Raw genomic sequence first — 25,718 nt, 5'->3', positions numbered from 1 at the left:
CCATTATCATCCGCAAAACTCGACAAATACTATCTACACTCGATAGCATCGCAGAAACATTAAATTTTTTAACGTATTTCTGCCTCAAACAATTGCGGATGACGGTTACGCGTATCAAATAACAGCCTAGCGTTAATTAAATTAACCTAAAGCTTTTTCAGCAGCTTCTACAGTTTGACGAATCAAAGTTGTAATGGTCATTGGACCAACACCACCCGGTACTGGTGTGTAAGCAGAAGCAATTTCTTCAATACCCTGTAATTGAATATCACCTACACCACCGCCATCACGTGGATGGAAACCAGCATCTACAACCACTGCACCTTGTTTAATCCAATCTTTTTGGATAAGTTCAGCTTTACCAACTGCACCCACAATAATGTCAGCTTGCTTCACAAGCTCAGGTAAGTTTTGTGTACGTGAATGGCAAATCGTTACTGTTGCATTGGCTTGCAAAAGCATCATTGCCATTGGTTTACCTAAAATTGCTGAACGACCGACTACAACCGCATGTTTACCAGCAATTTCGATATTGTTTTCTTTTAAAATAGTCATAATGCCCGCAGGAGTTGCTGAACCATATGCAGCTTCGCCCATAGCCATACGTCCAAAACCAAGACAAGTTACACCATCAACATCTTTAGCTAATGAGATTGCATCGAAACATGCGCGCTCATCAATTTGCTCTGGAACTGGGTGTTGTAAAAGAATGCCGTGTACATCTGGGTTAGCATTAAGTTTTTCAATTTCAGCTAATAATTGTTCTGTTGTCGTTTCTTGTGGCAATTCAATTTTTAAAGAGTCCATGCCTACTCGACGGCAAGCATTTCCTTTCATGCGTACATAAGTTGCAGATGCGCCATCATCCCCAACTAAAATAGTCGCCAAAATTGGGGTACGACCTGTTTTAGCTTTTAAAGCTTCAACACGTACTGACAAATTTTCTTCAATTTGCTTTGCTAATGCGCGACCGTCTAAAACCAATGCCACAGCACATCTCCAAGGTAGACATGAATTTAATGTGCCAATAATACATGATTATTTGGACAAATTTATTCTAGATGTTGCTTTTATGTTCATCTTATCTCAAAACAGTATTGTTTTTTTTGTAAAGGTTGCTAATATGTGCATCACCAAATGTAGGCGGGGTGGCAGAGTGGTCATGCAGCGGACTGCAACTCCGTGGACGCCGGTTCGATTCCGACCTCCGCCTCCAAATTTGGTAAAGCCCGGGTGGTGAAATAGGTAGACACAGGGGATTTAAAATCCCCCGCCCACAAAGCGTGCCGGTTCGAGTCCGGCCCCGGGCACCATTTTCTAGTACAGAAATTGGTGTCATAAAGAATCCAGCGAAAGCTGGTTTTTTTATGTCTAAAAAAAGGATGCTTATTAGCATCCTTTCTCGCTCCATATATTTAAGCAGTTTTTTGCTTGTCTTTTTCAGGTGTTAAACTCGCATCCAACACCAATTGATAGCTTCGGCTAGAATCTACTTTATATTCTGGATTTTTAATTGAATCTACAAAAATCCAATCCGACTGCGCCTGCTTATCATCAAGTGTAACCATCAAATAACCCCGCTGATTTAAATTACAATATGCCAATTCATCGATAAGCGTAGTAAAGGCAAATTCAAACTGTTGTAGCTGAGCTAGTGGAATACTTAAATATTTTTCAAGACCCGGAGAAGAAACCGAACTTGTCGCCAGTTCAACACCAACATATTCGCCCTTTTGGCTATATAAGTAAGATGTCCACGCATTATGAGTATCACCCGCCAAAACAATAATTTTCTTATTAAACTCTGCCAATTTAGCGTACAAAAACTCTCGTTCAGCATGATAACCATCCCAAGCATCGAGGTTATAGGGAACTAATGTTGTGACTCGCGCTTTTTCTTGAACGGTTAAAGTTGGATCACCTTGCTCTAATCGTAATTTTAATGTGACTAATTCTGTAATTTGCGCATTCATTTTAGCTAACGTATCCGGCGAAGTTCCGCCTGAAGTAATTTGCCCTAACGATGCCAACAACTCAGCTGGAATCCACATTTTACTCATTAAGACTTGCTGCCCAATCACATTCCATGTTGCAGTTGAACTTTGTAAGACACCTACTATATTTTTCTCTTTACTACCCAATAACCACTCACGCTGAGTTTGCCCCATTAAGGTCCGCATTGGATTAGTTAAATCCGCTTGGAATTTTTCAATATCTAAGCCATTCGCTGTTATATATTTGCCATAATCCAACTGCTTGTCACGGGCAATAATACGAGTATCTAACATTATTAAATTAACAAGCCCCCCAAAATCAAACTGGCGATAAATCTTGGTATGCTGATCATCGACAGGGCGAATCGGCATCCATTCAAAATAAGCTTGTAGAGCAGCTAATTTACGCTCCAAGAAAGGACCCTCATTACTTTGATGATTCTCTGCACCTTCGCGCCAAGTATCATTCGCTAACTCATGGTCATCCCAAATTACAATAAAAGGATGACGCTGATGAACCGCCTGCAAGTCCTTATCCTGGCGATAGAGCGCATAACGTTTGCGATAATCATCTAATTTAATAATTTCTTTATTATTATCGGACGGTAAAGTACGGCCCAGCTTTGCAGCATCTTCTGTCGCATAGCCATCAGCCCCATATTCATAAATATAATCACCCAAATGAATGACTACATCCACATTCTGTTTTGCCATTTCACGATAAACGTAAAAGTAACCCGCAGGATAGTTAGAGCAAGAACATACTGCAAAACTAACTTTATTAGTGCTTATAGGTAGCGTTTTAGTTTGCCCCACAGAGGAAATTTTATTACCAAAACGGAAACGATAATAATAAATGGTACCCGCTTCCAATCCTGTTGCATCTACTTTCACAGTGAAATCATCAGTCTTGGTCGTTTCAACCGTACCAGTCTTTAAATTCTGTTTAAACTGATCATCCGCAGCAATTTCCCAAGTAACTTTAAGACGCGCATTAATATCTACTGGTGTTAATCGTGTCCACAAAATTACTCTATCTTGCAAAGGGTCACCGCTGGCAACTCCATGTAAAAAATCTGCTTGTGTTTCTGAATTCTCCTCATCAGAACCATCATTACATCCTGTAAAAGCTACAGGCAAAGATAGCGCCCCAAAACCGAACAGACTTTTTTGAATTAATTCTCGGCGTGAAATTTTCTCTGACATAAAATTACCTAAGTTTTAAGCAATGAGTGTCTTAAATTTAGGTAGATAAGATGAACAACTGATCTCAGTTTAATGAACAAATCATGACATAAATTGGTTAATTTATATAAATACCAACAAGAACTGATTGAAAATAAAGCAAACTCTCTGGTTTTCTCTTGCCAATCGCGCACTTGTCCTCTATTATTGCGCACATGCCCGGGTGGTGAAATAGGTAGACACAGGGGATTTAAAATCCCCCGCCCACAAAGCGTGCCGGTTCGAGTCCGGCCCCGGGCACCATTTTCAAATATTGAATTTGGTGCTTCAAAGAATCCAGCGTATGCTGGTTTTTTTATGCCTAATCAAAATGAATTTTATGATAAGAATATTATTACTCATTTGCACTACCCTTTTTATAACAAGGGTTTACGCCACAGATCTTTTTTCTGGCACCATTTCTTTCAAAGACAACCATTGGTATTTTTCACGTTGCTCTATTACTAAAGATGATTATTTAGTTAAAGCACCCGAACAGATAGTAGATAAATTTAAAACACTGGAACAAAAACGAGAAACTTATTGGGTCAGTTTTTTAGCGGACGCAGATTATCAAGAGAATGGTGTTTTAATTTTAAAAGTTAAAGAAATAGACGAAATACATTTAAAGGCATCTTGCCACTTGTTAGATGTATTTAAAGATATTGAAAATCGAGAGTAATCACCACTCTCGATTCATCACCAGCTCTTCCATTTCAAGGTCTAAATATCCTGCATCCTGTGCCACCATCATCATTGCTTCAGCAATATAGTCAGCTGCACTATCATCCAAGGAAGAATCTAGATCTTCGAACTGAGGTTTCATTTCATTGATTTCAATTACAGTTTGATGAGCATATCGATAGATATCCTGCTCAGCTAAAGCAGGCTTCTGAACTTTTTTAGCAAATTGTTCAATGAGCTGCTTGAGTTCAGCGACCAAAATATCTGGATAATATTCATCATCAAACATCGGGAGAAGTAAGTCTTCGAACATACAAAAGTTTACACAACAGCAAAAACTTGCCGCTTATAACATATTTTCAAAAGAATAACGATATTTTTCCCTGACTCAATCATCTAGCTCATTAATTTAATGAGCCACGACCTGATTTTATAAAGCCTACTTTGTTAAGCTTGTATCATCGCCTTCCAAACTAGAATTGCATCAGTCATTGCTTTCACGTCATGTGCTCTAACAATCGATGCTCCTTGCTGAATACTAAGCAAATGCCCTGCAACGCTTCCTATTGCTCGCTGATCTGCAGTTACACCTTTTAATGCTTCACCAATAAAACGTTTGCGAGAAAGGCCAGATAAAATCGGATAACCCATTTCACCAAGCTTCCAAAATTCTTTGAGTAGTCTTAAATTTTGCTGCGCATTTTTTGCAAAACCAAATCCAGGATCAATAATAATATTATGTTTTTTCACCCCCGCATTTAAAGCTTCATTCACGCGCTGCTGGAGCTCCGTTATAACATCTAAGGTTACGTCCGTATATTGGTCTAACTGATTCATTGTAGTCGGCTCACCACGCATATGCATGATCACTACAGGTATATCCAGATCTGCTGCCGTTTTTAAAGCATTGGGACGAGTAAGCGCACGTACATCATTCCAAATATGTGCTCCCGCTTCTTTCGCTGCACGAATAACATCAGGCTGACTCGTATCAATTGATAGAACAATATTATGTTTAGCTAAAGCTTCAACTACGGGCACAACTCTTCGTATTTCTTCTTCTATGCTTACTTCAGATGCCCCTGGACGGGTAGACTCTCCACCAATATCAATAATACTGGCACCTTGCTCTATCATGGCTAGCGCATGAGCAATCGCTTGATCTATTTGATTATGCTTTCCACCATCACTAAAAGAATCTGGTGTGACATTTAATATACCCATAACGTGAGGCTGTGATAGATCTAACTGAAGCTGTCCACACTGTAAAATTTGTTGAGGCAAAGGCATTAGTTGCATAAAAAGCTCCAGTTTAAAATCAGGCTGTATTTTAGCAATTATCATCTATGTATGGTGTTGATTTGTTTTCAGCTTTTAACAAAATTAAACCCATAAAAAAAGCCACATGACTGTGGCTTTTTTAATTAACTAATTAGTTCATTGCTGGCAATGGTGGCGGTGTAGATGGACCATCTTTTGGTGGTTCAAATGCAGCCACTGGGTTTTCAGCAACATATACTTTAGGCGGTTGTGGCTCACGACCTTCCATAATGTCACGGATTTGATCACGATCAATAGTTTCCCATTCCATCAAAGCTTTTACCATCGCGTGTGCAATATCTTTATTACTTTCTAAGATATTACGTGCAACTTTGTATTGCTCATCAAGAATACGACGTACTTCTTCATCAACTAACTGTTGAGTTGCTTCAGAAATCGTACGGCTTCCTACATTACCAAAGAAACCATTTTGGTTTTCATCTTCGTAAACCATTACACCCATTTTGTCAGACATACCGTACTTCGTAACCATTGCACGTGCCATTTTAGTAGCTCGCTCAAAGTCATTTGAAGCACCAGTAGATTGCTGTTGGATAAATACTTCTTCAGCAATACGACCACCAAACAAAATTGCAATTTCGTTTAGCATCTTGTCTTTATAGTGGCTAATTTGGTCTTGTTCAGGTAACTGCCAAGTTACACCTAAAGCCCAACCACGCGGCATAATCGTTACTTTATGAACAGGATCTGTACCCGGCAAAATCTCGGCAACAATCGCATGACCAGCTTCATGATAAGCCGTTGCACGACGCTCTTCTTCACGTAGAACCATCGACTTACGTTCTGGTCCCATGTAGATTTTGTCTTTTGCATCTTCAAAGTCATGCATGTCGACCGTGTTCTTATTACGGCGTGCAGCAAATAATGCAGCTTCGTTAACAAGGTTTGCCAACTGCGCACCAGAGAAACCTGGAGTACCACGAGATAGAACTTTAACATCCACACCCGTAACTGAAGGTAATTTTTTCAAATGTACGTTCAGAATCTGCTCACGACCACGAATGTCAGGTAAACCTACCATTACTTGACGGTCAAAACGACCTGGACGTAATAATGCTTTATCCAAGACATCAACACGGTTCGTCGCAGCAATTACGATTACACCTTCGTTACCTTCAAAACCATCCATCTCTACAAGCATTTGGTTTAAGGTTTGTTCACGTTCATCATGACCACCACCTGTACCTGAACCACGATGACGTCCTACTGCATCAATCTCGTCAATAAAGATAATACAAGGCGCATGACGCTTCGCTTGCTCGAACATATCACGGACACGGGACGCACCCACACCCACAAACATTTCAACAAAGTCAGAACCTGAAATGCTGAAGAAAGGAACTTTAGCTTCACCAGCAATTGCTTTGGCTAATAACGTTTTACCAGTACCCGGAGGACCAACCATAAGTACGCCACGAGGAATAGTAGCGCCCAAACGTTTGAATTTTGCAGGATCTTTTAAGAAATCTACAATTTCAACAACTTCTTGTTTTGCTTCATCACAACCAGCGACGTCAGAAAAATTGACTTTGATTTGATCTTCAGAAAGCATTTTTGCTTTCGACTTACCAAAACTCATCGGTCCATTTTTTCCGCCTGCACCACCACCCATGTTACGCATAAAGAACATGAATAACAGAATGATTAACAGTACAGGGAAACTAGCAATGAGAAGTTGCATCAAAATGCCTTGACGTTGAGGAGCTGTTCCCTCTACAACAACATTTTGCTTATTTAAGCTCGGCATAAGCTCAGTGTCTTCAACTTGCGGACGAACAGTTTCAAACTGTGATCCGTTAGTTTTTTCACCATTAATATTTAAACCGTCAATTGTGACTTGCTTAATTTGGCCAGCATTCACCGCTGCAACGAAATCTGAATATTTCATCGCAGTAGGCTTATTGCGGTCACTGATATTACTGAAAATTAAAATCAGAACACCAAGTATTATTAGCCACAATACGGCATTCTTGAAGTAATCGCTCAAAGCTTTATTCCCATATCGATCTAATTTGATCATGCCCAATCTTGGCTGATCGTCATAAAAACAGCAACTGTATTGCTTGCGGATAACCTAAAAGTACAAAATGCACAATTTTTAGGAGCTTGGCAAGTAAACTTTATTGCAATGCTTTCTTACGCCCTTGTCCAACCAAAAAAACTTCTTTAGAGCGTGCCCGAGAAGCTGCTGGTTTTGCTGTCTTTAACACATCAAAACTATCAACCACTTGTTTACGAAACTCATCAAATCCTGCGCCTTGGAACACTTTAACCACAAACTGTCCATTAGGACCAAGAACCTTTTGAGCAAAATCTAAAGCGAGTTCACATAAGTAAATCTGTCTAGGTTGATCAACAGCCCTATTACCTGATGTATTGGGGGCCATATCAGAAATTACAATGTCTACTTGTCGCCCATTTAAAATATTTAACAATTTTTCAAATACAGCTTCTTCTCTAAAGTCGCCTTGTAAGAAAGTGACATCAGGCAAAGCATCCATGGGCAAAATATCGGAAGCAATCACTAAACCTTTGCTACCCACAAGTTTTCCAGCAATTTGAGACCAGCTACCAGGAGCTGCACCCAAATCGACTACCGTCATGCCTGGCTTGATCAACTTATATTTTTCTTGGATTTCAAGAAGTTTATATGCTGCTCGCGCACGATATCCTTCCTTTTGTGCTTTTTTTACAAAAGGATCGTCTAGATGTTCCCTCATCCACGCACGACTGCTTTTCGACAATTTCTGGTTTGTAATGCGTGTTGCCATAACTCACTAAATATCAAAAAAACTTCTGATCGTTCATTGTACGTGAAAATTACTCTCATTACAGTACGGATGTAGCGTAATCTCACTAAGTTTTACAGTTTTTTTTCAATAATGTTGATCGATTATTTATACAGTTTTTCGTACATCTGAATTTAAGTTTTTTGCTATACTAAGTCGTTTTTAAAATCAGGTATTTTTAATGGCCGCTTTATCTATCCATGAACGTAAACGTTTACGTCAAATTGGTCATGTGCTTAATCCGGTTGTCATGATTGGTGGACAAGGCTTAACAGATGCTGTTATCGAAGAAACTCTTCGTGCTTTAAACGACCACGAACTTATCAAAGTTAAAGTTGCTGGTGAAGACCGTGAAGCACGTACTGCTGTAATTGATGCAATTGTAGAAGCCACTGGCGCAGAAGCTGTGCAAAAAATTGGTAAAATTGTTTTACTTTACAAAAAAGCAGCTAAGCAAAATCAGCATTTGTCTAATCTTGTTCGCCACGCTCATTTAGCAAACTAATTTGATTTGACAAACTATGGCAAGTTACGAACTTTCAGCTTTTGATCGTTTTCATGCTGTTTCTGTTGTTGGCGCAATTGAACAGCAAGCACCGCACACTTTAAATGTCGGTTTTTGGATTCGTGATCCAAATCAACTCATTGTCTGGCCCCAAGAAGTCACGGCTAATCCTCGTCAGGATTTTTTGTGGGAAGAAACTTGTTTCGAAATTTTTGTTGGCGTGCATGATGAAGATTATTATCGGGAAATTAACCTTTCCCCTTCTCAAGCATGGCAGTCTTATCAGTTTGAAGAATATCGCTATCCAGAAAGTATGCCTCCCCTTGCTGCTTACGATATCGAACTGAACCATCTCAAGCGTACTCATTATGGCTTAAATGTTAGTCTTGATTTGGGACAATTTATGCAACAGCAACGTTTGAAATGGGCAAACCTTTATTTAGGTTTAACTGCAGTTTTAAAAACCAAAGAAGGTATGCAGTACTATGCAATGCAGCATAGTGGAAAAAGTGCAGATTTCCATAATAAGCGTGACTGGTTACATCAGTTTTAAAAATAAAAAAGCGAGAAATTAATTCTCGCTTTTTTATAGCTGGGTAAAAGCTAAGATCATTAGTTATCTCGTGCTTTATTCCATGCTTCGACTGCATTGTTTTTAGTACGTTTAATGCTTTCACTTAAAGAATCTTTGTGCTTCAAAGAAATCTGGCTAATATCACCTTTAAGTTCTTTACTTACTTTCGTCAAATCTTCAATAAGTGCATTAATTTCTGCTTTCAAAGCATTTTTAAGTTCAGATAGTCCTTCTTGTGAAGTGCTAAACTGAGCTTTAATCACATCAAGACGTTGTAAAATATCTTGTTTAATTTGAATAAATTGATTTTGAATATTCTTGTTTAACTCATGAGTTTCAGCTTCAATTTTTTCTTGAGTTTCACTTAAAACCTCTTTGACCTGCTCTTGAGTTTCAGTGATAGCTTCTTTCACTTGAGTTTTTGCTTCTGTAGCAACTTCTTTAATCTGCTCAGTTTTCTCTGCAACACTTTCTTTTACTTGCGCAGTTTTAGCAGTTACTGTTCTTTTTGCTTTAGTTGTAGTAGCAGCTACGGTTTCTTTCACTTCATTCACCTCAGCTTTTACTGAATCAACGACTGCTTGAGCTTTCTCGCTCACATCTTTTGAAACTTGATCATTACTCATACTATTTCCTCATATTGTTTATTTTTTAACTAGCAATACAATAAATCCAGTTCTAAAAATTCAGCCAGCAAATTGTTAGACAATTTATTAAAAGTAACTGATTCGGATGAGCGCATAATTTTTTTGTAAAAATCAAGCAATGAATTATGTTTTTTAGCAGAAAATAAATAGACTTTTTGAGGTTCCATGCGTATAATGCGCTGTTAAGTTACAAGCGAGCAGACCGATAGGGAGGGGCATGTTTTATCACAACATCGCCTATCTTTTTTGGGTCTACTCGCTTTTTTACAGCCGAAATTCAGGAGCTTTGGTTTGAGCACCCCCGCCATTTTAGCCCTCGCAGATGGAACGATCTTTAAAGGAACGTCAATCGGCGCAACGGGAAGTACGACTGGAGAAGTCGTTTTTAACACAGCCATGACAGGCTATCAAGAAATTTTGACTGACCCAAGTTATGCACAACAAATTGTGACATTAACTTACCCACATATTGGAAACACTGGCTGCAACGCGGAAGACGTTGAATCTGGTCGTATCCATAAAGTATGGGCGAATGGTTTAATTATTCGTGACCTTCCACTACTACACAGCAACTTCCGTGCTGAACAGTCATTGAGTGAATATCTGCAAGCGCACAATGTTGTTGCAATCGCGGATATTGATACACGTAAATTAACACGTATTTTGCGTGACAAAGGTGCACAAAATGGTTGCATCCTTGCTGGCGAAAATATTACTGAAGAAGAAGCAATTGCCAAAGCTCGCGCTTTTGGTGGCTTAAACGGTTTAGACCTTGCAAAAGAATGTTGCGATCCAACTGGTTTTGAATGGTCTGAAGGTTCATGGACTCTAGGCCAAGGCTTCTCTCAACCTGAATTAAAATATCATGTAGTTGCATACGATTACGGTGTCAAAACCAACATCTTGCGTATGCTTGCAGACCGCGGTTGCAAATTAACCGTTGTACCTGCAGAAACTCCGGCTGAAAAAGTATTGGCACTTAATCCGGATGGCGTATTCCTTTCAAATGGCCCTGGCGATCCAGCTGCTTGTGATTATGCAATCGAAGCTGTAAAAACTATTGTTGAAACCACAACATTACCTGTATTTGGTATCTGCTTAGGCCACCAAATCTTGGCACTCGCTTCTGGTGCAAAAACTGTAAAAATGAACCATGGTCACCACGGTGCTAACCACCCTGTACAAAATCTTGAAGATGGTACAGTGATGATTACTTCACAAAACCATGGTTTCGCTGTAGATGCTGAAACTTTACCAGCTAACTTAAAAGCAACGCATAAATCATTGTTCGATGGCACCTTACAAGGGATTCATCGTACAGACAAACCAGCTTTCAGCTTCCAAGGTCATCCTGAAGCAAGCCCAGGTCCACATGATTGTGCCCCATTGTTCGATCACTTCATCGAACTTATCGAAGCATCTAAACAGTAATTAAGGAGCGAATAATGCCTAAACGTACGGATATTAAAAGCATCTTAATTATTGGTGCTGGCCCGATTGTGATTGGTCAGGCATGTGAGTTTGACTACTCAGGTGCTCAAGCGTGTAAAGCGCTTCGTGAAGAAGGCTACCGTGTTATTTTGGTTAACTCTAACCCAGCAACCATTATGACAGACCCTTCAATGGCTGATGCAACTTATATTGAGCCAATTACTTGGCAAACAGTTGCACAGATTATTGAAAAAGAACGTCCAGATGCAGTATTGCCAACTATGGGTGGCCAAACTGCGTTGAACTGTGCTCTTGCACTTGATGAACACGGCGTTCTTGAAAAATATAATGTTGAATTAATTGGTGCAACTAAAGACGCAATTGAGAAAGCGGAAGACCGTAAACTCTTCGATATCGCTATGCGTAAAATTGGCTTGGAATGTCCAAAAGCTGCCATTGCTGAAACAATGGAAGAAGCTTTAGAAATCCAGTCACGCTTTGGTTTCCCGGTAATTATCCGTCCATCATTCACAATGGGTGGCTCGGGTGGTGGTATCGCATATAACCGCGAAGAATTCCTTGAGATTTGTGAACGTGGTTTTGACCTCTCTCCTACTCACCAGCTATTGATTGATGAATCTTTAATTGGTTGGAAAGAATATGAAATGGAAGTTGTTCGTGACAAAAACGACAACTGTATTATCGTATGTGCGATCGAAAACTTTGACCCAATGGGCGTACACACTGGTGACTCAATCACTGTAGCACCAGCTCAAACATTAACTGACAAAGAATACCAATTGATGCGTAACGCTTCGGTTGCAGTTCTTCGTGAAATTGGTGTTGAGACAGGCGGTTCTAACGTTCAGTTCGGTATTAACCCGAAAGACGGCCGTATGGTTGTTATCGAGATGAACCCTCGTGTATCTCGTTCATCTGCGCTTGCTTCTAAGGCAACAGGTTTCCCGATTGCTAAAATCGCAGCAAAACTTGCTGTTGGTTATACCCTTGATGAATTGAAAAATGACATCACTGGTGGCGTGACTCCTGCAAGCTTCGAACCATCTATTGACTATGTTGTAACGAAGATTCCTCGTTTTAACTTCGAGAAATTCCCGCAAGCTGAACCAGTTCTTACTACTCAGATGAAATCTGTTGGTGAAGTGATGGCTATTGGCCGTAACTTCCAAGAATCTGTACAAAAAGCATTACGTGGTCTTGAAGTTGGTGTAAGCGGTTTTGATGAAAAAATCGAAGCTGGTGCAGCAAATGCAAAAGAAACTATTTTAAAAGAGCTTAAAGTTCCGGGTCCTGAGCGTATCTGGTACGTAGCTGACGCTTTCCGTCACGGTTTCTCTTTAGATGAAGTTTTTGAAGCGACTAAGATTGACCGCTGGTTCCTTATCCAAATTCAAGATATCGTTAAAACTGAAGCTCAAGTGAAAACTTTAGGTTTTGGTGACTTAAACGCTGACAACATCCGTTCGTTCAAGCGCAAAGGTTTATCAGACCTTCGTATTGCTCACCTTATGGGCATTTCACAAAAGCAATTCCGTAAACAACGTTGGAACTTGGGTGTTTATCCAGTTTACAAACGCGTTGATACATGTGCAGCAGAGTTTGAATCTGGTACTGCATACATGTATTCAACTTACGATGAAGAATGTGAAGCAAACCCATCTAACCGTGACAAGATCATGGTGATTGGTGGTGGTCCAAACCGTATTGGTCAAGGTATCGAATTTGACTACTGCTGTGTACACGCTGCATTAGCTATGCGTGAAGACGGTTACGAAACAATCATGGTGAACTGTAACCCTGAAACTGTTTCTACCGACTATGACACATCTGACCGTCTATACTTCGAGCCCGTAACACTTGAAGATGTACTTGAAATCGTACGTACAGAGAAGCCTAAAGGCGTAATCGTACAGTATGGTGGCCAAACTCCACTTAAATTGGCACGTGCTTTAGAAGAAGCAGGTACTCCAATTATCGGTACATCACCAGATGCGATTGACCGTGCTGAAGACCGTGAACGTTTCCAACAAATGATCCAACGTTTACAGCTTCGTCAACCAAACAACAGCATTGTAAAATCTGCTGAAGAAGGTATCTCTGAAGCTGCAAAAGTAGGTTATCCGCTTGTTGTTCGCCCATCTTATGTATTAGGTGGTCGTGCAATGGAAATCGTATATAACGAAGAAGAACTTAAACGTTACCTTCGTGAAGCAGTTCAAGCATCTAATGAAGCCCCTGTTCTTCTTGACCGTTTCCTAGATGATGCAACTGAAGTTGATGTTGACTGTGTATCTGACGGTAAAGACGTTGTGATCGGCGGTATCATGCAGCATATCGAACAAGCTGGTATTCACTCAGGTGACTCTGCATGTTCAATTCCTCCTTATTCTTTATCAAAAGAAATTCAGGATGAAATGCGTCGTCAAACGATTGCGATGGCAAAAGAACTTGGCGTTGTTGGCTTGATGAACGTTCAGTTCGCTGTAAAAGGTGACGATATTTACGTTCTAGAAGTTAACCCACGTGCTTCACGTACAGTTCCATTCGTATCTAAGTGTATTGGTGATTCTTTAGCGAAAGTTGCTGCGCGTTGTATGGCAGGTCAATCTCTTGAGTCTCAAGGATTTACTAAAGAAATCATTCCAACTCACTTTGCTGTGAAGGAAGCCGTTTTCCCATTCGCTAAATTCCAAGGCGTAGACCCTATGCTTGGACCTGAGATGAAATCTACAGGTGAAGTGATGGGCGTAGGTAAAACATTTGGTGAAGCATTCTATAAAGCTGTTTTAGGCTCGAATGAACGCTTACCTGGTTTACCAACTGAAGGCGAAGTAAAACATGCTTTCTTATCAGTACGTGAATCTGACAAGAAATACATCGCTGATATCGCTAAGAAATTAGTTGAATATGGCTTCAAGCTTGTTGCAACAGGTGGTACTTACCAAGTGCTTAAAGAAGCAGGTTTAGAATGCGAATCTGTAAATAAAGTTACTGAAGGTCGTCCACATATTGTTGACCGCTTGAAAAATGGTGAAATACACCTTATTGTCAATACCACTGAAGGTAAACAGGCTCAATATGACTCTGCAATGATTCGTCGTGCTGCCCTACAAGGCAAAGTGTATTACACAACGACTATCAATGGCGCAGAAGCTGTTTGCCAAGCCTTTGCTGTGAAATTGCCAATGGATGTATACCGCTTGCAAGATTTAACTGTAGGTTAATTTTTTTACCGATAAGTCCCGTCACCTTATCGGTGGCGGGATTTTTTCATTTTTTTAACTGTGTTTTCTCAACTTAAGAGGGACCGAAATGCAACGTTATCCAATGACCCCTGAAGGTAAAATCGCCTTAGAGAAAGAATTACAACATCTGAAATCTGTTGAACGTCCACGTATTACTCAAGCAATTGCTGAAGCACGTGAACATGGGGACTTAAAAGAAAATGCAGAATACCATGCTGCTCGTGAACAGCAAGGTTTCTGTGAAGGACGCATCCAAGATATCGAAGGAAAATTGGGTGCTTCACAAGTCATCGATGTTAAAGACTTAGAACAAAACGGTCGTGTTGTATTCGGTGTTACGGTAACGATTGAAAACCTTGATACTGAAGAACGCAAGACTTATAAAATTGTTGGTGATGATGAAGCTGACTTTAAAATCAATAAAATCTCAGTGAACTCACCAATCGCACGTGGCCTTTTGAGCAAGAGTGAAGGTGATGAAGTAAAAATCGTTACTCCTCAAGGCGAAGTGGAATATGAAATTGTAAGTGTAGAATATCTCTAAGATAATGTACAAACAGCCCCTCTTAAAGAGGGGTTTTTTAGTTCAAGCGTTGATATACTTTTTGGAAAAATACTTATGGATACTCCTTTAATTAACACTCCTGTTCGTCATTGGTGTGAATTTGAGTTTATTTCCAAAACTGTGAAAAATCCAAATATCCATATTAAAGGAAATTATTCTTATTATTCAGCTTATTGGGATCAAGGCTTTGAACGTTGTGTAGTCCGTTATTTACATGACAAAGCTTCAACGCCAGAAAAACCAATTGACCAACTTTATATTGGCAATTTTGTTTGTTTTGGCGCTGAGTGTGTAATCATGATGGGTGGTAATCAGCTTCATAGACCCGACTGGATTTCAACTTTTCCTTTTGATACTCGTAATTTTTTGGCGGCTGGCGATACTATTATTGCTGATGGCTGCTGGGTTGGTAGCCGTGCCATGATTATGCAAGGTGTCAAACTAGGTGAAGGCGCAGTGGTCGCCACTGGAGCCGTGGTAACTAAAGATGTTCCTCCCTATGCAATTGTAGGTGGCGTGCCTGCAAAAATTATTAAATATCGCTTTCCTCAAGAACAAATCGACAAACTACTTGCTTTAAAACTTTATGGTTTAGATGAGAAGCAAATTTTGAAAATACGTGAATATCTTCAAACTGATGATATTGATGCTTTATCTACACATATAGAAAATTTGCGCAATTTATAAAAATTTATCTACAAAATTTGTTGTTATAAAATCACAAATGATTACGTGCTTGAATTTAAATCGTCAAAAAATAAGTATAAAGTATTAATAAATAAGCATCATTACAATAAGGAAGATACTCATGTTATATCAACATATTCTTGTACCAATTGACGGTTCTGAAACTTCTATGATCGCCATGAAAGAGGCGATCAAACTTGGAAAAGCGCTAAATAGCAAAATTACGGTTGTACAAGTTATGGCACTTGACCCGTTTATTGCAGATGTCTATGTAAAAACTGGTCAAACGAATGATTTGATTGAACGCACACGAACTTATTTACTAGACATTTTAGAACAAGCAAAGCAAAAATTTGCCGAAGAAGGTATTACTGTTGAAACTAAGTTATTGGAAGGTTTTGTAGTGCATGAAGAAATTATTGAGGCTGCTCAAGACTTAAATGTTGATCTCATTGTGATGGGTTCACATGGTCGTACAGGTGTCCGAAAACTGGTGCTGGGTAGCGTTGCACAAAAAGTCTTAGGCGAAAGTCATATTCCTGTTTTAATTGTTCGATAATTTCCATATTTCCTATCTTGTTAATTTTAATGATTTAGGCAATTATTTTTAAATAAATAGCCCTTAAGTCAATTTAAGGCTGCCAAGCAAATTGCTTTAAGTTTACTTTGCCATTTAACAAATAGACGCCTTCAGCTTCTAGCTTTAACTGTTGAACATTTTCACCCTTTTCATTAAATTTACTTAGGCTAATTTTGCCTTGAGAATTAATAACCCTATACCAAGGGACTTGATGATCTGCTTCAAGATGCTTAAGGACATAGCCAACTAACCTCGCATGTTTAGGTAAACCTGCCATACGAGCCACTTGTCCATACGTTGCAACTTTTCCGTAAGGAATCAAAGCAATGACTTCTAAAATTTGCCGATGTAGTTCATACTGAGTTGTCAAAGTGGACTCCATAAAAATTGACATAATTCATATCATATAAAAATTTTTTGAATAAAACTAAATGCAATCCAAGGTGGGCTTGAGGGAAATCTGCATGAAAAAAACATTACTGGTAGTTACTGGGACTTTACTTTGCGTGTCTTGTACAACACGTCCCCCTCTTCCTTTAGGAGAAGCACCTAAAGTCCCTACAGATGACCGCCCTATTGTTCCAGTCACTTTTGTTTTTACCACCAACGCTCTTGAATCTACGAAATTTGATAATCTGCAACAAATGCGTAAGGAGATTAAAATATTAAATAAATATTATGTAGATGATAAAAACAATAAAATCTTTAAGTTCAAATTAAACCGCTATATTCCATATACAGAATTCTCTAAATTACGATGTGATCTTAAACAGCAAATTAATCAGCCTTATCCTATTTCCCTTGAAACAATTCCTGCCAGTGTAAACACCTGTTTTCCGAAACGAACTGCAAGTAAAGAAGTTATTGTTTTTATTTATGATGCCTATTCAACCAAATGGAAATTTGAAGATGTAACAAGTAGAACTTTTCGTAATAATGGCAAACCTTTTATTTTATTAGACTGGAATCGTTTAAATTATAATATTCAGGCAGGAAGCGTTCATGAAATGGGGCATGCATTTGGTCTAAAACATGTTTGCGCACCGAATGCTACAAAACGGACTCCAACGAATATTATGGCAAGTGCTGAATGTAAACGTGGTAGTGGTGGATTAAGGAATTTAGGTTTTACACCTGTACAACTTCAAACGATTTTATCAACGTACAAACAATATCCCTAAAATTTAATTTCAATATATGCTCCTAAGTTATCTTGGGTAGCGATGTAATTTTCAGAGGTCAGTAAAGATGTCATGTAAGTACTCGCCTTTAAGAAATCTTCAGCATCGACTGGATACGGCTGCCAAAATGTTTTCAAATTATTGGTATAGATCGGATATAAACGCAGTCGATCTTTTGACAAATCTAGCCGTGCTATACATCCATATGGTAGAGCATTGTGCTCTGCATACTCACCATTACTATTAAAAACTGCATTACCAATACCAAATACTATTGGCTTTTGATGAATGGATTGAATGGGTTGAACAGTATGCGCACCATGCCCAATCACAAGGTCAGCCCCAGCTTGGGTTAAAATATTGGCGAGTTTAGTTTGTTCTTTTGTAATAGGTTTAAAATCAACACCCCAATGACAAATAACGATGACTTTATGGTGAGGATGAGCCAACTTATAACGACTTATTTGTTCAATTAAAACTCCATTTAGACAAGCCACTCCACTCTTGTGCGCTAAAGCGTAAAAATCATAATCTAAATAGGCTGTATCTCTGTGCCAATAGCCATTAAAAATAGCGTAGTGCTTGTTATTAAACATGATTTCAAAGTAGCTATGAGCATCTTTTTGATTCAATCCTGCACCGATATAAGAAATTTTGGCCTGATCAAATTGTTGTAATGTATAAGCTAATCCTCGATTTCCATAATCTTTTAGATGATTATTTGCCAACACAACATGGTTAAGGTGAATATTCTTAAATTCTGCTAATGTTTTTTCAGCCTCAGCTTTAAGAATAAACGGCTTTTTACGCGCTAATGGTGATTGATATTCTAAAGAAAATACTGCTTCAAAGTTAGCAATATTTAAGTCATTTTCACCTAAAAAGGCTTTTATTTTTTCGAATGAATAGCTGTACCCATATTGTTGTAGGGCATCTTTTTGCCCCTTAGACTTACGCCTTTCTGTATAGATCTCCCCAAAATAAGTATCTCCCAAAATGTTGATCATGCCACTTTGAGTAGAGCAAACTTTAGGTTTTACGTTCTGCTCTTGAAAGCAGTGATAGTAAGGAACCAAATGTTCAATTCGATGAATATCATCTAAAAATGAAAAGAAACCGATGGTCTGGTTTTCTTCAAAGAACGTGAGATAAATTTCTCGAAACGAATTAGAGAGGTATAAGACCGTTACGACTGATTGAGCCATTAATGGCGTCTGGGGATGATAGGCCTTACCCTTAAAATTTAGCTCCTTTACAAAGAACAGATTTCTGATTTCAGCTGGATAGGTATAAATATTTTTGACTAATAAAAACAAATGTTTTAGCTGATTTCGTTTACCCTCTTTTTTTAAATTTAAGTGATAGACATCAGCTCTTTCGGACAAAATTAAATGTGCTTTTTCACTTGTACCGCAAAGCATATTGCTTAAAGCATGTTTTACATCTGCTGCTTGGGTAAAAATTAAGAACTGTAATAGCTCAGTAAAGGTGTAATTTTCAGAAGGCTTTAAGCCTAGATTGTGCTGACCTACTTGCTCAGATAGATATTCAGGCACGGCATAGACATCTTGAGCCTGTATATTGTTTTGCTGAAATTGCTCTAATGCATAGTCGATGAGTAAGAGCGTTGAAATATCATCATCAAATTCGAATTGCCATAAAGTTTCATCAAAACTTGTAGTATCAACATGTGCTAATAATTTGATCTCAACGGGTTGATATTTCATGGCTCATCACCTTGGTAATCTTTAACGTAAGCGATGTAACCCGATAAGTTATGCTCTTGGTCATCAATCCTTACTCGAAAACGGTCATGACGAATATAAAACGCATGTAAAATTTTATCGGGGCGTGCCATATACATCGCCATTTCCGGATAAAAAAATCCTGTAGTTTGAAAATCTGCTCTAAACTCAATTAGTTTTTGAAGCTCAGACATATAAGATTGCTCAAAAAGTGCTGTGCGCCCCTGCTCTTTTAAACGGTTCACCATTTTATAAGCAGCCATTAACATCTCTAACAAAGTTGCATATGTGGTTTTTCGATTTTTAATAAAAATAAAATGTTTTAAGTAATTATTTAAACCAAAAATAAAATATTTTTCTTCTGGGCATATTTTAGTGAGTTCATTGGTACAATAACTTAACCAATGATCATGATATTTTTCATATCTCTTTTCAATAAAACATTCAAACATTAACTTAACCGTTTCTAATAATCTAGAATCTTGGTTAATTTGGTATAAACGTAATAAAGCTAAAGCAGCTTCTCCATCATAATAAATAATTCTAAATTTTTCTTTTAAATCATAATCTGGATAATTTAATACATGAGTCGTTGATCCATTTAAATCTACTAGCTTTAAAATACCATTTGCGAGTTTCTCTGCATATTTTTGATAATCAGTTTTTTGAGTAATTTCTTGATATTTTGTTAGCATTAAAATAGCTGCCGCATTGGCTCCTAATTTAATTTCAAACTCCCCTTCTTTACCATCAATCATAAAAGCAGTTTCTGAGTCTTTTTCTTTATAAAAGTTGGTCAGTGCATATTGAATAGCAGCATGTATTTTGGGCCAATATTCTGGCTTACTCTGCACTTCAAATGTTTCTAGCAATGCATACACTGAAGTACAGTGGCGTACAGTATTGTAGTTACGAATATTGCGATCATAGGCAGAAAAATAGCCATAGATAAATTTGCCATTTTCTTGAATTTGATCATGCAAAAATGCCGAATTTTTTTCAATTAACGACTGAAAATGCTGTTTCTTATTGCTCGAAATCGCCCTAATACCATTTGCATCATAACCGCTCGCTAAATTAATCAATTGCCCATTTTCATAAAATGCTGCGTAAGTATCAAAAGTCCAAATGCCTTGTAGCTGTTGTAGTTTAATCTGTGGTTTAGTCGCGCTATATTTTTGCTTAATTGCGTAATTCAGATTTGTTTCATCAAAAAAGTTGGGTTTGTCATAACTCAAACCTCGAATAATTGCTTTTCCATAAATCTCTTGCTCAAGAAAAGCTACTGAACATTGTTCATCAAACCCAATACCTTTACGGTAGTGGTTGTTGTGAAATTGATGATGGACCTGCTGCTCTACTACTTTCCAAGTTTGCTTCGTTAAATTATATGCAACATCAATTTTTATATAATCAACAAGTGACTCATGTGCAAACTGTTCATTAATGAAAGCTAATAATTCTTTTTTTGCTTGTGAAAAGCTTGTCTTTTTACTGTGCCATACGTTACATCTTTGGTCTTTAGGCCCATAAGATATAAATAAAATTGTTTCATCCTGAAAAGCGGAAGCATGTGGAGCGATATGTTCTAACCAAAGGTTCAGTTGTCTTTGGAAGTTTAAAAAAGCCGTCACTCGAAATCAGTCCCTATCCGTTATTTGTTGTTCTATAAAGTTTTCAATACATCATAACATGAACATGTGAAACGCTAAGTGAACGTATTGTTTAAACATAAAAAAAGAGCCCGAAGGCCCTTTTTTATAAGTCACTTGTCAGTTTAGAAAATGATTTGACCATTATTGATCAAGTCATTCAATGTCACAGGACCTGTAAGGTTAGTCAATTGAAGCAATGGCGTTTCAGTGTAAGTACCTTCGATGAGTAATCCGCCATCACGGTCTACGCTGATTGTCGCAGTTTGAGTACCAGCATCATAACTTACTGTCACATATTGACCGATTGTTAAGTTAGTTTGAGAACCAATTAACAAGTTACTTAAGTCAATCTTATCAGCTTGATCATCTGTTGCAGTATCACCTACATGGAAGTCAGTCCATACATCTACACCACCACCTGTTGTGTTACCGCCAGTTGCGTCAGTGACACTTGCAGCTGTTAATGTGTTGTAGATCAAGGTATCAGAGCCATTACCGAGAGCAAATGTATCATTTGCCGCAGTACTTACCGCAAGGCTATTCAACTCTTGACTCAAGTTAATCGTCAATGTAGAGGCATATTCACTACCATCGATCACTGAAACCAACTTGTAATCAATCACATCAACAGTCGCATTTGCAGCACTGTCTAATGGTTTGTAGAAGTAAGAGCCATCATTGTATAGATACAATGTGCCTTCACCCGTATTCACTCCTTGACCAGCAGCTAGCTCATATGTGCCAGTTGTTGAGTTCAGTACATAGAGCTGAGTACCTTCTACGACATCGTTAGTAAGTACGTTGCCAGTAATCCAGTCTGTTTGACCATCTGGTGTATATTGGTCTAGATGAGTCGCTGTAGTTGTCACTACAGAGTCTAGAGTTACCACACCTAGTGAAAGCACACTTGATAAACTGAATACAACTCGATAAGTACCTGCCGTCAAATGTGGTACATCTGCCGAGAATGCCGGAGCACCGAGTACACCTGCCAAGGCAGTTGCAGAACCTGAATATGCTGTATCAACCCATGTTCCACCTACGAACTGCTGAATTGTATATCCAGTTGTTGGGAAAGCAGACAAGCTTAATGATGCAGTGTAGTTCAACTGTACATGTACATCGCTTACTGTATTAGCAGCAATCACAAATTGATCCGATGTTACCGTACTGCTGAGTACAGGAAGTGGAATTGGGAAACCAACCAAGTTACCGATGGTCACATTACCACTTACCACATCCACAAGTGGATCTACCACTGGTGACATACTGATTGTTGCATCGTCAGTATCAGCTGTTGCAGAAGGTGTTGGAAGCGTTGCATCTGCCGAAGGATCTGCTGTATTCCAAGTTACATCAACATCTGGCGAACCAACTTGAACATGTAATGTAGCTGTATCAGTTCTGCCAGTCACTGGGTCTGTGACCGTGTAAGTGAAGCTATCAACTTTACCTACATTCGCCATATCTGCAGTTGCCTGATAGCTATAGCTGCCGTCTGAATTGATTATCAAGCTGCCATATGCACCTACGATCGTTGTCGGAGTACCTACTACAACTGCCTCTGTATTACCATTTTCAGCTGTAACTGTAGTTACTACTGAAGTTGTCGTAATGTAGTCTGGCACATAGTTTGTACCGTAAACAGTAGAGTTATCATCAGCGAGTACATTACCAGTTACAGGGTCAACGACCAGTACAGGTGGTTGAGTAATATCACCATGATTTAGTGTGATATCCGCAGTAACACTACCTAGAGCTGTAAGTAATGTGTTGCTTTCCATGAACAACTCATAAGTACCGGCACTTAAGTTATCAATCTTGAATTGAACTTCAGAACCAAAGATACCTAACAAGTCAATTACGCCAGTATCAGAACTATCCGCAACTACAGTACGAGTGCCATCTGGATTTACTCGTGTTAATACCACATGTAAACCGTCGACAACCGTAGCAACCGAACCAAAGTTCACTGCAATGATGGCGTCAGTCAGATTACCTGGATCAACTGTAAATGTCGCTGTACCTTCTCTAGAACCGATAACAATTCCACCTACACCGAGTAACCAGTTATAGCTGATCGCATTATCAAGTACCTCAGTTGTTACTGGATACACCATGTCTATTTCAGCTGAAGCAACGTTATCCATTGCATCTACTGGAAGCGGGCTAGTAATTACAGCTGGTTGAGATGGATCTGCATCGTTCCAAGTCATATCTACACTGTCACTATCGAGACGAACATAAAGTGTTGCCTCAGAAGTGTTACCTGTTACAGGATCAAGCAAGGTGTAGGTAAATTGATCTACCTGACCTAAGTTTGCTCCGTCTACAGTTGGGGTATAAGTGTAGTTACCATCTTGGTCGATCACCAATGTACCGTATGCACCAGTGATTGTTGCACCAGCAACTGGATCAACCGCAACACCATTCACTTGAGAAATCACAGCACTGCTGCTTGCTGCATCAACTTCACCAGTGAGACCTGCATCTTTGATGACATTACCAGAGATCGGTTCAACAGAGTAACCTGCCACGATGTATGGATTATAGACATCCATCGTACCAGTTAATGTTCCGCCTAAACCTACACCGACTAAACCTTCATATCCAATGAATGCACGGTACTGACCAGCATCCAATCCTTCAAGAACAGCTGTTGGCGTACCACCGATAAGTGATAGATCAATGAGTGATGCTTCTGGGTTAGTACCACCAATCGATACCCATTCACCTGTTGCTTCATCAAATTTCTGAACAACAATCGCATAATCGCTGAGTAAATCTGCTGTGATTATGGCATCAAATGTGAATGTTGCTGTACCTTCACGGTTCGGATCAACAGTAAATTCAATTGCTTCATCAGCGAGTAATTGTAAATCCAGACCAGCTAACGATACAGCTACAAGGTAAGATGCATCTCCAAGAGCTACATCATCTGCAACAAGCAACGGCTCTGGGTTAATTTCTGCGGTTACAACATTATCCACCGCTTTCACAGAGCTCAATTGGATATTGAGATTTGCTTGAGCTGTATCACCAGTTAAAGGATCAGTTAATGTGTAGACAAATACATCTGTTTGACCAACTCCGGCGGAATCTAAGTTAGGAGTGTAAGTATATGTACCGTCTGGATCGATTAACAGAGTACCGTACAAGCCGTTAATCACAGTATCTGCCGCTGTAACAGGCTGACCATTTACCGCTGTAACTACTGTTGTAGGAGTTACGATATCTATTTCACCACTGGTATTAATATCAGTAATCACATTACCATCGGCAACTTCAGTGTAGTATCCACCTACTTGTGTCGTATCATAGACATCCATTGACCCTGTTAAGGTACCAAGTAAACCGATGCCTAGAAGACCGTTATAAGTCATGAATGCACGGTATTGACCTTCTTCTAATCCATCAATAACTACACTTGGAGTTCCACCTAGTAGAGTTAAATCTAGAATATCAGCTTCACCACCACCGTAAACAGAAGTCCAATTACCAGTTATTGGGTCTAGTTTTTGTAGTACCAATGAGTAATCGGATAAAACATCTGCACCAAGCAATGCACTATAGGTAAATGTCGCGTTGCCTTCTTGACCAGCGCCTACTGTAAAATCAATTGCTTCAGAACCAAGTTGTAAATCAAGTCCAGCAAGTGAAACCAAGGCTAGGTAAGTTTCGCTACCTAACGGGGCATCATCTTGTACAAGCAATGGTTGAGGAGCAAGTACGGCTGTATCAGTGTTATCAAAGGCCAAGATACTAGAAGAACTAATCGTTACCGTACCAGTTGCCGGAATCGATACATTACCTGCAGGGTCTGTTGCCGTTACACTTACAGTGTGCGGACCATCTGCGAGTGTTGGCAAAGTATTATCTGCAAGGGTCCAGGTACCGTCACCATTGTTGGTCGCTGGGTAATCCACACCATCTACGTTCACCACCACGGTTGCTGTCGGATCATCGATCGTACCAGTCAATGGAGGTGTGTCATCATTAGTAGTTACATCTGTGAAACCAACCACTGGTGCAACCAGGTCAACGATAAAGCCATCTGTACCGTCAAGCACATCGCCTGTACCCAAGTTACCAGCAAGGTCTGTATATGTACTATCAGCAACACTAATGCTTGGTGCTGTGCCTGTACCATCAGGTGTGAACACCGCTGTCCAAGCGATATTGTCAGTTGTAACCAACGCACTCAATGTACCACCAATAAGTGTGATGTCACTTGCATCAAAGCCTGTAACTGCCTCACTGAATGTGAAGCTAATATTCGCAGTTTCACCTGCTGCAAGAGCTAGATCATCAGTAGTAATTGCAAGTGTTGGTGGAACAATGTCTACAACGAAACCATCTGTACCATCAAGTACATCACCTGTACCTAAGTTACCTGCAAGGTCTGTGTAAGTATTATCAGCAACACTAATGCTTGGTGCTGTGCCTGTGCCATCTGGTGTAAACACCGCTGTCCAGGTGATGTTGTCCGTCGTAGTCAGGCCAGTCAAGGTACCGCCCACTACCGCGATGTCTGTCGCATCAAAGCCTGCAACTGCTTCACTGAATGTGAAGCTAATATTCGCAGTTTCACCTGCTGCAAGAGCTAGATCATCAGTAGTAATTGCAAGTGTTGGTGGAACAATGTCTACAACGAAACCGTCTGTACCGTCAAGTACATCGCCTGTACCCAAGTTGCCCAAGACGTCTGTGTAGCTACCATCAGCCACCGCAATGCTTGGTGCTGTGCCTGTGCCATCCGGTGTGAACACCGCTGTCCAGGTGATGTTGTCAGTCGTAGTCAAGCCAGTCAATGTACCGCCTACAACCGTGATGTCACTTGCATCAAAGCC

The 25,718-nt window shown here is 39.4% G+C and carries 21 protein-coding genes and 3 tRNA genes; 12 read left to right on the top strand and 12 right to left on the bottom strand.

All coding sequences use genetic code 11. The features are described from left to right. Positions 1–141: 141 nt before the first annotated feature. Positions 142–990 (bottom strand): bifunctional methylenetetrahydrofolate dehydrogenase/methenyltetrahydrofolate cyclohydrolase FolD, encoded by an 849-nt coding sequence (gene folD, locus RFW85_RS12625; RefSeq protein WP_002115552.1) that lies wholly within the window; start codon positions 988–990, stop codon positions 142–144. A 152-nt stretch (positions 991–1,142) separates the two neighbouring features. Here folD and RFW85_RS12620 point away from each other — a divergent pair. Together RFW85_RS12620 and RFW85_RS12615 are read left to right on the top strand one after the other, a co-directional pair. Then, positions 1,143–1,216 (top strand) — tRNA-Cys (locus tag RFW85_RS12620). Between the two features lie 11 nt (positions 1,217–1,227). Further along, positions 1,228–1,313, top strand: a tRNA-Leu gene (locus RFW85_RS12615). A 102-nt stretch (positions 1,314–1,415) separates the two neighbouring features. Here the strand turns inward: RFW85_RS12615 and RFW85_RS12610 are convergent. Further along, a complete protein-coding gene (locus tag RFW85_RS12610) occupies positions 1,416–3,200 on the bottom strand; it encodes an alkaline phosphatase (RefSeq protein WP_170249239.1) in 1,785 nt (594 codons plus the stop codon). 196 nt (positions 3,201–3,396) lie between these two features. Between RFW85_RS12610 and RFW85_RS12605 the strand changes: the two genes are divergently transcribed. Both RFW85_RS12605 and RFW85_RS12600 read left to right on the top strand, forming a co-directional pair. Further along, positions 3,397–3,482, top strand: a tRNA-Leu gene (locus RFW85_RS12605). A 40-nt stretch (positions 3,483–3,522) separates the two neighbouring features. Continuing rightward, positions 3,523–3,900 (top strand): hypothetical protein, encoded by a 378-nt coding sequence (locus tag RFW85_RS12600; RefSeq protein ID WP_375143865.1) that lies wholly within the window; start codon positions 3,523–3,525, stop codon positions 3,898–3,900. On the opposite strand, the gene RFW85_RS12595 is transcribed toward RFW85_RS12600, so the two are convergent. The 4 genes from RFW85_RS12595 to rlmE all read right to left on the bottom strand — a co-directional run bounded on the left by RFW85_RS12595 (position 3,901) and on the right by rlmE (position 8,014). Then, positions 3,901–4,215, bottom strand: coding sequence for a DUF5713 family protein (locus RFW85_RS12595; protein WP_016140183.1), 315 nt, complete (start codon positions 4,213–4,215; stop codon positions 3,901–3,903). Between the two features lie 134 nt (positions 4,216–4,349). Continuing rightward, on the bottom strand, positions 4,350–5,201 hold the full coding sequence (gene folP / locus RFW85_RS12590; RefSeq protein WP_216076571.1) for a dihydropteroate synthase: 852 nt from the start codon (positions 5,199–5,201) through the stop codon (positions 4,350–4,352). A 133-nt stretch (positions 5,202–5,334) separates the two neighbouring features. Then, entirely contained in the window at positions 5,335–7,230 is a 1,896-nt protein-coding gene (ftsH, locus tag RFW85_RS12585; RefSeq protein WP_033848050.1) for an ATP-dependent zinc metalloprotease FtsH, read from the bottom strand. 133 nt (positions 7,231–7,363) lie between these two features. Beyond that, positions 7,364–8,014, bottom strand: a complete 651-nt coding sequence (gene rlmE, locus RFW85_RS12580) for a 23S rRNA (uridine(2552)-2'-O)-methyltransferase RlmE (protein WP_000235573.1) — start codon at positions 8,012–8,014, stop codon at positions 7,364–7,366. Between the two features lie 199 nt (positions 8,015–8,213). Between rlmE and yhbY the strand changes: the two genes are divergently transcribed. Together yhbY and RFW85_RS12570 are read left to right on the top strand one after the other, a co-directional pair. Beyond that, the gene (gene yhbY / locus RFW85_RS12575) at positions 8,214–8,537 is read left to right on the top strand and encodes a ribosome assembly RNA-binding protein YhbY (protein WP_002115576.1); all 324 of its coding nucleotides are present in this window, start codon (positions 8,214–8,216) and stop codon (positions 8,535–8,537) included. Between the two features lie 16 nt (positions 8,538–8,553). Next, positions 8,554–9,090 carry a DOMON-like domain-containing protein gene (locus RFW85_RS12570; RefSeq protein ID WP_170249238.1) on the top strand — a complete coding sequence of 179 codons (537 nt, stop codon included), beginning with the start codon at positions 8,554–8,556 and terminating at the stop codon, positions 9,088–9,090. 59 nt (positions 9,091–9,149) lie between these two features. Here RFW85_RS12570 and RFW85_RS12565 read toward each other — a convergent pair whose 3' ends face one another. Next, a complete protein-coding gene (locus tag RFW85_RS12565) occupies positions 9,150–9,737 on the bottom strand; it encodes a hypothetical protein (protein ID WP_033847991.1) in 588 nt (195 codons plus the stop codon). 29 nt (positions 9,738–9,766) lie between these two features. Beyond that, positions 9,767–9,925, bottom strand: coding sequence for a hypothetical protein (locus RFW85_RS12560; protein ID WP_170249237.1), 159 nt, complete (start codon positions 9,923–9,925; stop codon positions 9,767–9,769). Positions 9,926–10,049: 124 nt separating this feature from the next. Between RFW85_RS12560 and carA the strand changes: the two genes are divergently transcribed. From carA to RFW85_RS12535, 5 genes are all read left to right on the top strand, one after another. Continuing rightward, the gene (gene carA, locus RFW85_RS12555; RefSeq protein ID WP_016146221.1) at positions 10,050–11,189 is read left to right on the top strand and encodes a glutamine-hydrolyzing carbamoyl-phosphate synthase small subunit; all 1,140 of its coding nucleotides are present in this window, start codon (positions 10,050–10,052) and stop codon (positions 11,187–11,189) included. A 14-nt stretch (positions 11,190–11,203) separates the two neighbouring features. After that, a complete protein-coding gene (carB, locus tag RFW85_RS12550) occupies positions 11,204–14,434 on the top strand; it encodes a carbamoyl-phosphate synthase large subunit (protein WP_068930225.1) in 3,231 nt (1,076 codons plus the stop codon). An 88-nt stretch (positions 14,435–14,522) separates the two neighbouring features. Next, positions 14,523–14,999, top strand: a complete 477-nt coding sequence (greA, locus tag RFW85_RS12545) for a transcription elongation factor GreA (protein WP_002115570.1) — start codon at positions 14,523–14,525, stop codon at positions 14,997–14,999. A gap of 75 nt (positions 15,000–15,074) precedes the next feature. After that, positions 15,075–15,707 carry a CatB-related O-acetyltransferase gene (locus tag RFW85_RS12540; protein WP_170249235.1) on the top strand — a complete coding sequence of 211 codons (633 nt, stop codon included), beginning with the start codon at positions 15,075–15,077 and terminating at the stop codon, positions 15,705–15,707. A gap of 121 nt (positions 15,708–15,828) precedes the next feature. Continuing rightward, a complete protein-coding gene (locus tag RFW85_RS12535; protein ID WP_170249234.1) occupies positions 15,829–16,266 on the top strand; it encodes a universal stress protein in 438 nt (145 codons plus the stop codon). Positions 16,267–16,339: 73 nt separating this feature from the next. Here the strand turns inward: RFW85_RS12535 and RFW85_RS12530 are convergent, their stop codons facing one another. Next, entirely contained in the window at positions 16,340–16,669 is a 330-nt protein-coding gene (locus RFW85_RS12530; RefSeq protein WP_170249327.1) for an MGMT family protein, read from the bottom strand. A gap of 82 nt (positions 16,670–16,751) precedes the next feature. Between RFW85_RS12530 and RFW85_RS12525 the strand changes: the two genes are divergently transcribed. Then, positions 16,752–17,468, top strand: a complete 717-nt coding sequence (locus tag RFW85_RS12525) for a metalloprotease (RefSeq protein ID WP_170249232.1) — start codon at positions 16,752–16,754, stop codon at positions 17,466–17,468. Here the strand turns inward: RFW85_RS12525 and RFW85_RS12520 are convergent. The 3 genes from RFW85_RS12520 to RFW85_RS12510 all read right to left on the bottom strand — a co-directional run. Beyond that, positions 17,465–19,195 (bottom strand): CapA family protein, encoded by a 1,731-nt coding sequence (locus tag RFW85_RS12520; protein WP_170249230.1) that lies wholly within the window; start codon positions 19,193–19,195, stop codon positions 17,465–17,467. The two genes, RFW85_RS12525 and RFW85_RS12520, sit on opposite strands and share 4 nt — an antisense overlap. Further along, positions 19,192–20,847, bottom strand: coding sequence for a poly alpha-glucosyltransferase (locus tag RFW85_RS12515; RefSeq protein ID WP_170249228.1), 1,656 nt, complete (start codon positions 20,845–20,847; stop codon positions 19,192–19,194). The genes RFW85_RS12520 and RFW85_RS12515 overlap by 4 nt, the downstream gene beginning before the upstream one ends. Before the next feature lie 143 nt (positions 20,848–20,990). Further along, positions 20,991–25,718: BapA/Bap/LapF family large adhesin (locus RFW85_RS12510; protein ID WP_309171585.1), on the bottom strand; the 4,728-nt coding region annotated here is incomplete at its 5' end.

The organism is Acinetobacter sp. 12966 (genome assembly GCF_031196995.1).
Classification (GTDB): domain Bacteria; phylum Pseudomonadota; class Gammaproteobacteria; order Pseudomonadales; family Moraxellaceae; genus Acinetobacter; species Acinetobacter geminorum.
Note: the sequence above shows the minus strand (reverse complement) of the source record. Positions and strands in the feature narration are given on the sequence as shown.